Source organism: Enterococcus raffinosus (assembly GCF_001886185.1).
GTDB lineage: Bacteria > Bacillota > Bacilli > Lactobacillales > Enterococcaceae > Enterococcus_A > Enterococcus_A raffinosus.
This window is the reverse complement of sequence record NZ_JXLA01000006.1, coordinates 82,693-96,183: the sequence shown is the minus strand read 5'-3', so window position 1 is coordinate 96,183 and position 13,491 is coordinate 82,693. Positions and strand designations below refer to the sequence as shown.

Sequence of the window (13,491 nt, the reverse complement as noted above, 5' to 3'; positions counted from 1 at the left end):
GCTTCTAATATACTTAGAAAAGAGGCTTTCGCAAAACAGTGTTGTGTAAGAGGCGTAAAAGTTTACGAATGCACAAAAAAAGCATCGTTGGATGCTTTTTTTTGTATTCATTAATTCAACCAGTTTTCTGGATCTTTACGCCATTTCTTCAATAATTCAAGCTGTTCATGATTGATGTATTTTTCTTGAAGCGCACTTTCGATCAAAGTAGAATAATTGGTCAAGGTAACTAATGGCATCTCTGCCGCTTCAAAATTATTTTTTCCTTTAGCTAATTCATAAGTGAAGATCGCTGCCACTCCTAGAACATCTGCGCCTTCTCTTTTAGCTGCCGCCGCTGCTTCTAAGACGCTTCCACCAGTTGAAATCAAATCTTCAATCACGACCATCTTCTGGCCTTCTTTGATGCGTCCTTCAATCTGATTTCCGCGTCCGTGATCTTTGGCTTTGCTGCGAATATAAACCATTGGTAGATCTAAAATCTCAGCGACCCATGCAGCGTGAGGAATTCCTGCTGTTGCTGTTCCTGCGATTACCTCGACATCTGGAAATACTTTTTTAATTTTTGCTGCTAATCCTTGAGCGATCGCGCGACGAACTTCTGGATAGCTCATCGTTACACGATTGTCACAGTAAATTGGCGATTTTAGTCCGCTTGCCCATGTAAAAGGTTCATCAGGACTTAAGGACACTGCTTCAATTGATAATAAATCTTTGGCGATTTGTTCTGCGATCATCTATGCTTCACCGTTCCATTCTTTTTTGATTTGTAAATAACTTTGATAAGGATCTTCTGCTTGCGTAATCGGTCTTCCAACAACAATATAATTAGAACCAATCTTTCGCGCTTTTTCGGGTGTCATCACGCGTTTTTGATCCCCCACACTGGCTCCTTGTGGACGAATCCCCGGTGTTAAGCAGATAAAATCATTGTTTGTCGCTTCATGGATTTTTTTTACTTCATGTGCGGAGCAAACAACCCCGTTTAGTCCTGCTTTTTCTGTGCACTTTGCATAATGCAAGACACTTTCTTCTAGGCTAACCGAAATTAGCTGATCCTCATGCATTTGCCCTTCACTAGTTGAAGTCAACTGCGTCACTGCGATCAATTCCGGTACGTTTTGATTTTCTTTTGTTCCCTCGATCAAGCCCTGCTTAGCCGCCTGCATCATTTCTATGCCGCCAGCCGCATGAACATTCGTGATTTTTACCCCCATTTTTGCGATTCCGCGCATCGCTTTTTGTACAGTGTTAGGGATATCATGAAGCTTCAAATCAAGGAAGATATCATGTCCCTGCAGACGTAAAAATTTAACGATTGCTGGACCTTCTTGATAGAAAAGCTCCATGCCGATTTTTACGAATAATTTTTCGTCAAGCGGAAAGTGAGTCAAGAATTTCTCGATTTCCTGCTTCGAAGCAAAGTCAAAAGCGATAATCGGTCGTTGTTCCATCAGAACCCTCCCTTTCTCATTTTAATGTATTTACTTTTCTTTGCAGAAAAATAAGTCTGATTTTCGATCCGCATACCATTCAACTAGATTTCTGTCGCTGATCTTGGATAAACGAATCGTTGGATTTCGCTCTATGTTAACTGCGAAAAGTTGAACTGGCAACTTCTTGTCTTAGCTGCTCTAAGGATTCAATTCCCAGCTCCGCCATACGGATTGGCAACTCTTCGATTAGTTTCGGGCAAATATATGGGTCAGTAAAGTTAGCAGTTCCAACTGCGACCGCACTAGCACCTGCCATAAACATTTCCAGCACATCATCCACTGTTTGAACACCGCCCATTCCGATGATCGGCAACTCGCTGACTGCGGCCACTTGATTAATCAGGCGGATCGCTACAGGTTTGATTGCAGGACCTGACAAGCCACCCGTCCGATTCGCCAAAATTGGCTGACGAGTTTTCAGATCAATGCGCATACCCAATAACGTATTGATCATAGTAAAGCCATCTGCGCCGCCTTTTTCAATCGCTTTTGCAATAGGTACGATATCTGTAACATTTGGACTTAGCTTGACATAAACAGGAACCGTCGCCACTTCTTTAACTGCCTTCGTTAAACGATAAGCCACTTCTGGATCTGTTCCAAAAGCAATTCCTCCGTGTTTAACATTTGGACAAGAAATATTTAATTCGATCGCTTTGACATTAGGAGCATCACCGATTTTGGCGCACACCTCTACATAGTCCTCTTCACAAGCACCTGCTACATTTGCAATGATTGGCAGCTCTTGGTATTTTTCCAAACTCGGTAAAATATCCTTCAGCACGACCTCCATGCCAGGATTTTGCAGACCAATAGCATTCAACATGCCGCTTGGTGTTTCTGCAACTCGAGGTGTCGCGTTTCCAAAGCGTTCTTTGGGCGTGGTTGCCTTGATCATGATGGCGCCTAATTGATTCAAATCGTAATAATCTGCATACTCTTTACCGAATCCAAAGCAGCCGCTTGCCGGCATAATTGGATTTTTCAAGTCTAGTCCAGGTAATTTGACTGCAATACTCATTAAAAGATGACCTCCCCTGCTTGGAAAACGGGACCGTCTTCACATACTTTGACACTTTTATTTTCATCTTCAGGTACATGACAGACACACGCGTAGCATGCGCCCATCCCGCAGGCCATACGAGATTCTAGCGAAAGTTGTACATTCCCGACGTTTGAATATAATTGTTCCACTGTTTTTAACAAGCCGTTATTTCCACAGGCAAAGACAGCATCTGGCTGCTTAGACTCTGCCATTAAAAGATTTCCAACATTCCCCTGAACACCAAAGGTTCCGTCATCCGTTGAAAAGTGTGTCTCACCAAGCAGCTGAAATTCCTCATCATAATACACGACTTCCTGTGTACCAAAACCTAGAAAGTGTACCACCTTCACGCCTTTTGCCTTTAACTCTTTAGAAAGCTGATACAAGGGTGGAACGCCAATCCCTCCACCGACAACGAATGCTGTATCCCCGGCCTTCAGCTCGTCGATCTCAAAGCCATGACCTAATGGCCCCATGACATCTAGCTTTTCTCCAGCCGACATTTCAGCAAAATATTTCGTTCCATCTCCTTCAACACGATAAATGATCGTACAGGTTCCCGCTTCTTGATCGTATTGATTAATGCTGATTGGGCGACGTAATAACAAATCACTTCTCGGTACACGAATATGCAAGAACTGCCCTGGCATAGTCATTTGTTGAACCATTTCTCCAGTTAAAACCAACTCATAGATTCTCGGTGCTAACTCTTGTTGACGAACAATCGTCATCATTTCCTGCTTCATAACGGCCTCCCTATAAATCGACAGAGTGAAGCGTGCTTCACTCTGCAAAAATTAAATTTCTTGAATTGAAAACGCCCGTGATTCCATCACTCGTAAAATTGCGTCCGCTGTGTCTAGTGAGGTGAACAACGGTACGCCATGCTCAACGGCCTCACGACGAATGATAAAGCCGTCTTCTGACGCGTTTTGGCGATTTTTATCCATCGTATTGATTACAACTTGTGCTTCGCCGCTGCGAATCAAATCAATGACATTGTTTTCGTCTGATTCGGAAATTTTGGCGATTGTTTTTGCATTTAAACCATTTTCTTCTAAGAATTTAGCGGTGCCTGCGGTAGCACTTAAGCTATAGCCCACATCTTTGAAGCGTTTCGCTAAGTCTAAGGCCTCTTCTTTGTTTTCGTCGGCGACAGTAAATAAGACAGCGCCGAAATCAGGTAAGTGTAAGCCTGCCGCAGCAAATGCTTTATAAAGAGCTTTAGCCAAACTTCGATCAGTTCCCATGACTTCACCAGTGGACTTCATTTCAGGTCCTAAGTAAGTATCAACCTTCTGTAATTTCGTGAAGCTGAAGACTGGTGCTTTGACATGTACCATCTCGCTTTCAGGATACAATCCGTCTTGATAGCCTAATTCCTTCAAGCTTTGACCAAGGATGGCTTTCGTTGCGATTTGAGCCATCGGAATATTTGTAATTTTACTTAAAAATGGTACTGTACGGCTAGCTCGCGGATTGACTTCAATCACAAAGACTTCATCGTTGTGGATGACGAATTGAATATTCATCATACCGATACAGTTCATACCAAGTGCTAGACGACGAGTATAATCTTCGATGGTCGCTTTCAACTCATCTGAAAAAGTTTGTGGTGGATAGACGGCCATTGAATCGCCAGAGTGAACCCCAGCACGTTCGATATGTTCCATAATCCCTGGAATCAGAACCGTTTCACCGTCACAAATCGCATCGACTTCACATTCCTTTCCGATTAAGTAGCGATCCACTAAAACTGGGTGCTCTGGTGAGGCTTTCACAGCATTCGCCATGTAATCTTCTAAGTCTGATTGGTTCTCAACGATTTCCATTGCTCGTCCACCTAGTACATAGCTGGGACGTACTAAAACTGGGTAGCCGATTTTTTCAGCGATCTTCACTGCTTCTTCAGCACTTGTCGCCGTGTCACCTGGCGGCTGCGGAATTGATAAGCTTTGAAGAACTTGCTCGAATTGATCCCGATCTTCTGCTCGGTCCAAGTCCTCGATGGTTGTCCCTAGAATTTTAACCCCGCTGTTTACGAGCGGCTCTGCCAAGTTAATCGCCGTTTGTCCGCCAAATTGGACGATAACACCGATTGGCTGCTCCAACTCCACAACATTCATTACGTCTTCTAGCGTCAAGGGTTCGAAGTACAGCTTGTCTGAAACTGAGAAGTCTGTTGAAACTGTCTCAGGGTTGCTGTTCATAATGATCGCTTCGTAGCCAGCTGCTTGAATGGCTTTTACTGAATGGACTGTCGCGTAATCAAACTCCACTCCTTGTCCGATTCGAATGGGGCCTGATCCTAGAACTAGGACTGATTCCTTATCCGAACGAACACTTTCATTTTCGAACTCGTATGTGCTGTAGAAGTAAGGCGTTTGTGATTCAAACTCAGCTGCGCAGGTATCAACCATTTTATACACTGGAACAATCTTTTCAGCGATTCGGAAATCGCGAACTTCTGTTGCAGTCATGTTCCAAAGCTGGGCGATTTTCACATCGGCAAAGCCATTTTGTTTTGCTTGCTTCAGCAGGTCGATGTCCTTCTTATTTTGCGCTAATGCCGTTTCAAGCTCAACCACGTGGAGCAGTTTGTCTAAGAAGAACAAATCAACTTTAGTCAGCTCATTGATTTCTTCGATGGAATAGCCGCGGCGAATTGCTTCGGTTAAGTAGAACAGTCGATCATCCTGGGCTTTGACCATTTTTTCTGTCAATTCATCGTCGGTAACGTCGCTTAACTCTGGTAATTCCGCATGGTAGGTGCCGATTTCCAGTGAACGAACAGCCTTCAGCAAGGATTCTTCAATGTTACGACCGATCGCCATGACTTCCCCGGTGGCTTTCATTTGTGTACCGAGCACTCGTTCACCGCTTTCGAACTTATCGAAAGGCCAGCGAGGAATCTTTGCAACTACGTAATCTAATGCTGGTTCGAATTCTGCGTAGGTCGTTTCAGTTACTGGATTTTTCATTTCATCTAAAGTCAGCCCAACTGCAATTTTCGCAGCCAGCTTCGCGATTGGATAACCAGTCGCTTTACTTGCTAGGGCAGACGAACGGGAAACTCGTGGATTTACTTCAATGACATAATAATTGAAGCTATGTGGATCGAGCGCTAGCTGCACATTACAGCCGCCTTCGATTTTCAATGCGCGGATGATCGATAATGACGCATCTCGAAGCATTTGATATTCATAATCCGACAAGGTTTGACTTGGTGCAAAGACGATCGAGTCACCAGTATGAACCCCCACTGGGTCGAAGTTTTCCATATTACAAACGACGATTGCATTATCTGCGGAGTCTCTCATTACTTCGTATTCAATTTCTTTAAAGCCAGCGATTGATTTTTCAATCAAGCATTGAGTGGCTGGGGAAAGTTTTAAGCCATTTTCAGCGACTGTACGAAGTTCTTCTTCATTGTCGCACATACCGCCGCCGGTTCCGCCTAAAGTAAAGGCTGGGCGCACGATGATCGGATAGCCGATCGTATTGGCGAAAGCCACTGCCTCTTCGACTGTGTTGACAATCTCAGATTCAGGAATTGGCTGGTTCAATTCTTCCATCAGCTGTTTGAATAAGTCGCGATCTTCCGCTTGATCAATTGCCGATAATTTTGTTCCTAGCAATTCGATCTTCAACTCATCTAAAATACCTGAATCGGCTAATTCCATCGCCATGTTCAAGCCTGTTTGTCCGCCAAGTGTTGGTAGAATCGCATCTGGCAGTTCCTTGCGCAGGATGCGGGAAACAAATTCTAAAGTAATGGGCTCGATATAAACGGTATCCGCGATTTCTTGGTCGGTCATGATCGTCGCAGGGTTTGAATTCACTAAGACAACTTCATAGCCTTCCTCTTTTAACGCTAAGCAAGCTTGTGTGCCGGCGTAATCAAATTCCGCGGCTTGTCCGATCACGATCGGTCCAGAACCGATCACCATGATCTTTTTAATATCTGTACGTTTTGGCATTTATGCTTGCTCCTTCCATGCATCCATCATTTCCATAAATTCGTCAAATAGGTGAACCCCATCATGAGGACCTGGTGCAGCGTCTGGATGATACTGCACGCTGAAAGCTGGATAATTGCGGTGTCGAACACCTTCAATGGTTCCATCATTGACCTCTACGTGTGTGACCATTAATTTCTCTGGATCGATCGTTGCTTCATCGACTGCAAAACCATGGTTCTGTGAGGTGAAGTCGATTCGTCCTGTTGCGATTTCTCGTACTGGATGATTCAATCCGCGATGGCCAAATTTCATCTTGTAAGTATCCGCGCCGTTTGCCAATGAGAACAGCTGGTGACCAAGACAGATACCAAAGATCGGAACCTTTCCTTGAATTTGCTTGATCATTTCGATTGCCTCCGGAACATCTTTTGGATCGCCAGGGCCATTCGTCAGCATGACGCCGTCAGGGCAAAGATCCAAAATTGTTTGCGCATCCGTGTTGTAAGGCATCACCGTCAAATTACATTCGCGACGTGATAGTTCCCGCAGGATACTATGTTTTAGACCGAAGTCAATGACTACTACATTGCGTCCAACACCTGGGCTGGGATAAGGCGTCACTGTTGAGACTTGTGCAACCTGATTGGTCGGTAAGACGGTCGCTTTTAGTTGATCAAAGGAGTGCTCGAATTGATCGGCTGGGTCTACGATACTGCCTTTCATTGTTCCCACACTGCGTAATTTTTTTGTTAAAGCTCGTGTATCGATCCCAGCAATACCAGGAATCCCTTTACGTTTCAAAAATTCATCAAGAGTCATTTGATTCCGCCAGTTGCTAGCTAATCGTGCATGCTCTTTAACGATTACGCCCTTACAGGTCGGCGCGATTGACTCATAGTCATCACGATTGACTCCGTAATTTCCCACCATTGGATAGGTGAATGTGATAATTTGCCCATTGAAACTTTGATCGGTAATGGTTTCCTGATAGCCTGTCATACTTGTTGTGAAGACAACTTCACCTACGACATTCGCTTCAGCGCCAAAGCCTTCCCCTTCAAATACCGTGCCATCTTCTAAAATTAAAAGTCTTTTCAACGTTTTAGTCCTCCTTGTTGTATACCAACTGACCATCCACGAAGGTCATCAGTGTCGCACCCTTGACTGACCAGCCAGTGAAAGGTGTATTCACTCCTAGTGATGCAAATTTTTTATCATCAATTTTTTCTTCATGATTTAGATCAAATACCGCGATATCCGCTGGCTGACCGATATTTAAGGTGCCAACAGCTAATCCGAAGATTTCCGCAGGCTTAACTGCCATCCAATCAATCACTTGTTCTAATGTAAAGCGTCCTGTTTCAACAAAGTGAGTGTAAATCAATTGAAAAGCTGTTTCACTGCCGACGATCCCGAATGGCGATTTCAAAAAGCTTTGGTTTTTTTCTTCAAAGCCGTGTGGGGCATGATCCGTGGCGATGCAATCAATGGTTCCATCAAGCAGTCCTTCGATCAAAGCTTCACGGTCTTCAACTCCCCGCAGTGGCGGATTCATCTTCCAATACCCGTGATCCTCAGGGATATTTTCATCGACTAAGATCAAATGATGTGGAGATACTTCAGCGGTCACATGTACGCCAGCTTTTTTTGCATCTCGGATCACACGAACACTTTCTTTCGTAGATACGTGACACACGTGATAATGAACGCCTGTTTCTTCTGCTAGGATCAAATCTCTTGCGATTTGTGAGGACTCTGTTGCACTTAAGATACCAGGTAGATCCAGCTTCTCACTGACTTCTCCTTTGTGCATTACCCCGCCGAATAATAAGGATTCATCTTCTGTGTGGGCAACCAATGCCATATTGTTTTCTGCTGCTTCCTTCATTGCTAGATACATGGTTCCTGCTGTCTGTACACCCACTCCGTCATTGGTAAAGGCGAAGGCCCCTGCGGCTTTCAGACCTTTTTGATCGGTCAAGGTCTCGCTGCGAAGCTCTTCTGTAATCGGAGCATATTGGTGAACTTTTACCACAGCATCCTTTTCAATGATTGCTTTTACATCGTTAAACTTTTCTACTGTATCAGGAACTGGGTTCAGGTTAGGCATTGCGCAAACGGTAGTATAGCCGCCGCGAGCCGCTGCTTTTGAACCATCCTTGATTGTTTCTTTATAGGTAAAGCCGGGTTCTCTTAAATGAACATGAACATCAACTAAACCTGGTGTAATCAACTGATTGTTTGCGTCGTATGTTTGATCAAACGTGATGTTCGAAAAATCTTTCCCGATTCCAGTGATAATCCCATCTTCCAGCCAAAGATCACAGGCCATTGTTTGATTGTCTTTTGTTACGATCTTGCCATTTTTAATTAATGTTTTCATTTTATCTGCCCCTTTACGATTTTCCTCTTAGTACTGCTTCTAAAATTGCCATCCGAATAAATACGCCATTGGTCATTTGTGGTACGATTCGTGACTGTAAGCTTTCAACTAAACTATCAGCAATTTCCACATCGCGATTCACTGGTGCGGGATGCATGATGATGGCTTTCTCCTTGAGCTGCTTGCCTCGTTGGATCGTCAAGCCGTACTTCTCGTGATACTCTTCTTTCGAGAAACTTTCCTGACCGTCATGCCGTTCGTGCTGTACACGCAAAAGCATCATGACATTGACTTCTGGTACAAGCTCATCCAATGGACGATAAGTGCCGTAGACGTCGAAGCTTTCGTCATACCACTCCTCTGGACCAGAGAAGAAAACTTCTGCGCCAAGTCGTTTCAACATTTGCATATTTGATTTAGCAACTCGCGAGTGCGTGATATCTCCAGCGATCGCCACCTTCAATCCGGCAAAACGTCCAAACTCCTGATAAATTGTCATTAGGTCGAGCAGACATTGTGTTGGATGCTGTCCGCTGCCGTCTCCACCGTTTACAATCGAGCATTGGATCGTTTTACTTTGGATTAATTCATCATAATAGTTTTCATCGCCATGTCGGATGACTGCCACATCTACTCCTAAAGCAGACATCGTCAAGACAGTGTCGTACAAGGTTTCACCCTTTTGAACCGAGCTAGTTTTGGCATCAAAGTCAATCACATCTAGTCCGAGTTTTTTCTCAGCGACTTCAAAGCTCTTATGGGTCCGGGTACTGTTTTCAAAGAAAAGATTAGAGACAAAATATTGGACCTTGTACGGCGTCCATCGCGCCCCTTGCTTGAATTGCTGCGCTCTTCGAATGAGTCCCATCACTTCTTGATCGGTCAATGCTTCGACTGTCAATAAATGCTTCAGACTAATTTCTTCAGACTGGATGATCATGAAATTTCCTCCTATTCAAAACGTTCGCTTGTTTTTTAGTTGTATCTCATTGATTTCCCGTGCAATGCATGAGGGTCAATCAATTCCTATTATTTTTCACTACGTGCTTGCTCTGGCAAGATCAGATTCAGGATGATTCCTAAAACAGTCGCTAAGGCCATTGCTGATAAAGTAAACGTTCCTGCTTCAAAAACCAATCCGCCGATACCGATAACCAGAATGGTTGAAGCGATCAACAGATTCTTTTTGCGGTCAAAATCGATTTTGTTTTCGATTAGAATTTTTAGACCACTGGCAGCAATTACGCCAAACAAGATGAAGCTGATGCCAGAGATTACCGGTCCAGGAATACTTAGAATCAACGCACTTAGCTTACCTACAAAGCCTAGTAAGACTGCGAAGACCGCTGCACCGCCGATAACGAACACACTGTGAACCCGTGTGATAGCAAGTACACCGATATTTTCACCGTAACTAGTTACAGGTGGTCCGCCCACAAAACCGGCAACGATTTGAGCCAAGCCGTCGCCCATTAATGTCCGATCCAATCCGGGATCTTCGAAAAAGTTTCGTTTCGTTAGTTTATTCAATACCATTAAGTGTCCAATGTGTTCTGTCATCGTTACAAAAGCAATCGGCGCCATGGTGGTGATCGCGTTAACGTACAGTTTTGGCTGGTAGCTGACAAATGGCACGCTGAAAGCAGGCATCGCCAGCCATTTAGCATCAATGATAGGTTGATAGTCGATGATGCCGAATATCATGGCTGTGACATAGCCGCCGATGATCCCCAGTAAGATAGGAATCAGTCCTAAGAAACCAGTGAAGAACATGTTGAAGAATATCGTTAAAGCCAAGGTAATCAAAGCAACCATTACATATTTAAAGCTGTACTCACCATTGTTATACATTGCATTTTGAGCCGCGTTACTGGCTAAACCTAGCCCGATGACCATAACCACTGGTCCAACGACAATCGGCGGTAAGATTTTATCCAACCAGCCAGAGCCGATCTTTCGAATAATGAAGGAAACAATTAAGTAAACCAAACCGCAGGTCAGTGCGCCTTGCGCAACTGCTGGGTAGCCATCACTCTTCATCAATAGCTTCATCGCCGCGATAAAAGCGAAGCTGCTTCCTAGATAGGCGGGGATTTTCCCCTTTGTAACAGTCAGGTACACCAAGGTTCCTAAACCTGAACTTACTAAAGCGATACTTGGATTAATGCCGACTAGAATCGGTACTAAAACGGTCGCGCCGAACATCGTGAATAAATGTTGAATACTTAATCCGACCCAGTGACCTGCACTTGGGCGGTCGTGAATATCTAAAACAACGTCATCATTGTGAAACTCTGCCATGAAACTTCCTCTTTCTAGTGTCTAAACAGTCATTATTTTTCGTCTTCTTTTTGAATCAAGATGCGATCTTGTCCATCGTTTTCTTCCATTTCAACGACGATTTCTTCTGTTAAGGCCGTCGGGATATTTTTCCCGACGTAGTCTGCACGGATCGGTAGTTCACGATGCCCGCGGTCCACTAAGACTGCTAAAGAGATGCGGTTAGGACGGCCTAAGTCGATCACTGCATCAAGGGCCGCGCGGATCGTTCTGCCGGTGAACAATACATCGTCGACTAAGATCACTTCTTTTCCTTCAATCGAGAATGGGATGTCTGAAGAGTGCAGTTCCGGTTCAGCTTCTGATACCTTCACGTCATCACGATACAAAGTAATGTCTAACTCTCCCACTGGTACCTCGATGTGTTCTAATTGTTTTAGGCGTTCTGCGATTCGTTGAGCGATGAAGATCCCGCGTGTTTTAATCCCGATCAAGACAATATCCTGAACCCCTTTATTTCTTTCGATGATTTCGTAAGTGATTCGAGTTAATGCTCGTTTCATTGTTACCTCATCTACTACCTCTTTTTTATACATCCTGTCTCCTCCTTATTCGTTTTAAATGAAATCATTTTTCAGGAAAAACTAGTTCAAATCGAATGTCGTATACTCTTCAACTAAAATGTCTACTCGGAGGATCAGCTCAGCTTCTAAAAACTGGCGTTCCTCTTGAAGAAGTAAAAGGTGAATCAACATTCTATTTTTACAATAAAAAAACTCCTACCCGTAGTTAGGTAGGAGGAATGTTATCGACTTCGTCAAAATGATAGTGTTTACCTAGGCGCACCTAGTCCAAACCACTATCTACTTCCTTCTTAGCCTCACGGGACTACTCTTAAAGGATCAATATTAAGTTATTTATTTCTTGCTAAAGACACTATACTATTCCTTAATTAAGAAATCAATCTTTTTCTTTCAACTGTTTCAAAGTTTTTTTGAATATCTCTGGCAAAGGTGCTTCAAAGACCATCATTTCACCAGTTGTCGGATGTTCAAAGCCTAGTAATTTTGCATGAAGAAACTGACCGTTTCCCTTTAATGTTTTTTTCGGTCCATACAATGGATCGCCTGCTACTGGATAACCAATGTATTGCATGTGTACTCTGATTTGATGCGTTCTACCAGTTTCAAGCTGCAGCTCGATCAAGGTATACCCTTCAAAACGCTTCAACACTTCAAAATGTGTCACCGCTGGTTTTCCATCTTCGATCACTGCCTGCATCTTCCGATTGACCTTTGAGCGGCCGATCGGTGCTTCAATTCGACCTTTTTCATGAGGAATCTCACCATGAACTAGCGCCACGTATTTTCGCAAAGAGGTCTTATCCTTGAGCTGCTTCGCTAACGCTTCGTGGGCCTGATCATTTTTTGCCACCATCAGCAATCCGGAAGTGTCCTTATCAATGCGGTGCACGATCCCCGGTCGAACCACATCGTTGATAGTAGACAGATTTTTAATTTGATACAATAAGCCGTTGACCAAAGTTCCTTGAGAATGTCCAGCAGACGGATGAACCACCATGCCTTGAGGTTTGTTTACGATGACCACATCATCGTCTTCATAAACGATATCTAACTCAAGATTTTCTGGCACGAGATCCAGTTCTTCCGGTTCTGGAATCTCGATCAAGATTTTATCCCCAGCATTAACCTTATAGTTTGCCTTGATCACTTTTCCATCAATTGATACATGCTGTTCCTTGATCCATTGCTGAATTTGTGAACGAGAATAGTCTGCTAAGCGATCATTTAAAACCTTATCGATTCGACCTGTTTCATTTTTTACGATTATTTCAATTTGATTATCCATTTTTCTTGTCTCTCTCATCTAATAGAATATAAATAAAGATCATGATTACTCCCGCTACCAAAGCCATGTCAGCGATATTAAAGATCGGAAAGTTAATAAAATCTAACCGAAACATATCTACGACATACCCCAAACGAAAGCGATCAATGAAGTTTCCAATGGCACCGGCCAAAAAGAAACTTAAGCCTAAAGTCAACCACTTGCTCTCATGCAGATGCTTTACTAAATAATAAACAACAGCAACCACTGCCACTATAGTAATGATGATAAAAAAGATTTGCTGTCCTTCAAATAAGCTAAAGGCACCACCCGTATTCCGAATGTGCGTCAGTGATAAAATATTTGGAATAATGGTTTGGCTATCGCCAAAATTGTATTGGCTGACGATCCACCATTTGAACCATTGATCCAGTGCGACAATTCCCGCACTAATAAGTAAGTAAATGCCTAACAAAA

At 43.5% G+C, this 13,491-nt stretch carries 12 protein-coding genes; all 12 read right to left on the bottom strand.

The genetic code is table 11. From position 1 onward, the window contains the following. Window positions 1-110: 110 nt before the first annotated feature. Window positions 111-737 carry an orotate phosphoribosyltransferase gene (gene pyrE / locus RV13_RS04690; RefSeq protein WP_010744835.1) on the bottom strand — a complete coding sequence of 209 codons (627 nt, stop codon included), beginning with the start codon at window positions 735-737 and terminating at the stop codon, window positions 111-113. Next, a complete protein-coding gene (gene pyrF / locus RV13_RS04685; RefSeq protein ID WP_010744834.1) occupies window positions 738-1,454 on the bottom strand; it encodes an orotidine-5'-phosphate decarboxylase in 717 nt (238 codons plus the stop codon). 136 nt (window positions 1,455-1,590) lie between these two features. After that, on the bottom strand, window positions 1,591-2,517 hold the full coding sequence (locus RV13_RS04680; RefSeq protein WP_010744833.1) for a dihydroorotate dehydrogenase: 927 nt from the start codon (window positions 2,515-2,517) through the stop codon (window positions 1,591-1,593). Beyond that, a complete protein-coding gene (locus RV13_RS04675) occupies window positions 2,517-3,305 on the bottom strand; it encodes a dihydroorotate dehydrogenase electron transfer subunit (RefSeq protein ID WP_371085512.1) in 789 nt (262 codons plus the stop codon). The genes RV13_RS04680 and RV13_RS04675 overlap by 1 nt, the downstream gene beginning before the upstream one ends. 33 nt (window positions 3,306-3,338) lie before the next feature. After that, window positions 3,339-6,521, bottom strand: coding sequence for a carbamoyl-phosphate synthase large subunit (gene carB, locus RV13_RS04670; protein WP_060789288.1), 3,183 nt, complete (start codon window positions 6,519-6,521; stop codon window positions 3,339-3,341). Further along, complete coding sequence (locus RV13_RS04665) at window positions 6,522-7,601, bottom strand: carbamoyl phosphate synthase small subunit (protein ID WP_010744830.1); 1,080 nt, start codon at window positions 7,599-7,601, stop codon at window positions 6,522-6,524. It lies immediately after the preceding gene. Between the two features lie 4 nt (window positions 7,602-7,605). Beyond that, window positions 7,606-8,886, bottom strand: coding sequence for a dihydroorotase (locus RV13_RS04660; RefSeq protein ID WP_010744829.1), 1,281 nt, complete (start codon window positions 8,884-8,886; stop codon window positions 7,606-7,608). Between the two features lie 13 nt (window positions 8,887-8,899). Next, a complete protein-coding gene (locus RV13_RS04655; protein ID WP_060789287.1) occupies window positions 8,900-9,826 on the bottom strand; it encodes an aspartate carbamoyltransferase catalytic subunit in 927 nt (308 codons plus the stop codon). An 89-nt stretch (window positions 9,827-9,915) separates the two neighbouring features. Then, a complete protein-coding gene (locus RV13_RS04650; protein WP_010744827.1) occupies window positions 9,916-11,187 on the bottom strand; it encodes a solute carrier family 23 protein in 1,272 nt (423 codons plus the stop codon). 32 nt (window positions 11,188-11,219) lie between these two features. Continuing rightward, complete coding sequence (pyrR, locus tag RV13_RS04645; protein WP_010744826.1) at window positions 11,220-11,762, bottom strand: bifunctional pyr operon transcriptional regulator/uracil phosphoribosyltransferase PyrR; 543 nt, start codon at window positions 11,760-11,762, stop codon at window positions 11,220-11,222. Between the two features lie 364 nt (window positions 11,763-12,126). Next, window positions 12,127-13,035, bottom strand: coding sequence for an RluA family pseudouridine synthase (locus RV13_RS04640; protein ID WP_010744825.1), 909 nt, complete (start codon window positions 13,033-13,035; stop codon window positions 12,127-12,129). Then, window positions 13,028-13,489, bottom strand: coding sequence for a signal peptidase II (lspA, locus tag RV13_RS04635; RefSeq protein ID WP_010744824.1), 462 nt, complete (start codon window positions 13,487-13,489; stop codon window positions 13,028-13,030). The genes RV13_RS04640 and lspA overlap by 8 nt, the downstream gene beginning before the upstream one ends. Window positions 13,490-13,491 lie beyond the last annotated feature (2 nt).

What these genes read in the sequence shown, in the direction of transcription:
- RV13_RS04650 (WP_010744827.1), bottom strand. Translation starts at nt 11,187, where the DNA reads ATGGCAGAGTTTCACAATGATGACGTTGTTTTAGATATTCACGACCGC.
- RV13_RS04660 (WP_010744829.1), bottom strand. Translation starts at nt 8,886, where the DNA reads ATGAAAACATTAATTAAAAATGGCAAGATCGTAACAAAAGACAATCAA.
- pyrE (WP_010744835.1), bottom strand. Translation starts at nt 737, where the DNA reads ATGATCGCAGAACAAATCGCCAAAGATTTATTATCAATTGAAGCAGTG.
- RV13_RS04640 (WP_010744825.1), bottom strand. Translation starts at nt 13,035, where the DNA reads ATGGATAATCAAATTGAAATAATCGTAAAAAATGAAACAGGTCGAATC.
- RV13_RS04680 (WP_010744833.1), bottom strand. Translation starts at nt 2,517, where the DNA reads ATGAGTATTGCAGTCAAATTACCTGGACTAGACTTGAAAAATCCAATT.
- carB (WP_060789288.1), bottom strand. Translation starts at nt 6,521, where the DNA reads ATGCCAAAACGTACAGATATTAAAAAGATCATGGTGATCGGTTCTGGA.
- pyrR (WP_010744826.1), bottom strand. Translation starts at nt 11,762, where the DNA reads ATGTATAAAAAAGAGGTAGTAGATGAGGTAACAATGAAACGAGCATTA.
- pyrF (WP_010744834.1), bottom strand. Translation starts at nt 1,454, where the DNA reads ATGGAACAACGACCGATTATCGCTTTTGACTTTGCTTCGAAGCAGGAA.
- RV13_RS04655 (WP_060789287.1), bottom strand. Translation starts at nt 9,826, where the DNA reads ATGATCATCCAGTCTGAAGAAATTAGTCTGAAGCATTTATTGACAGTC.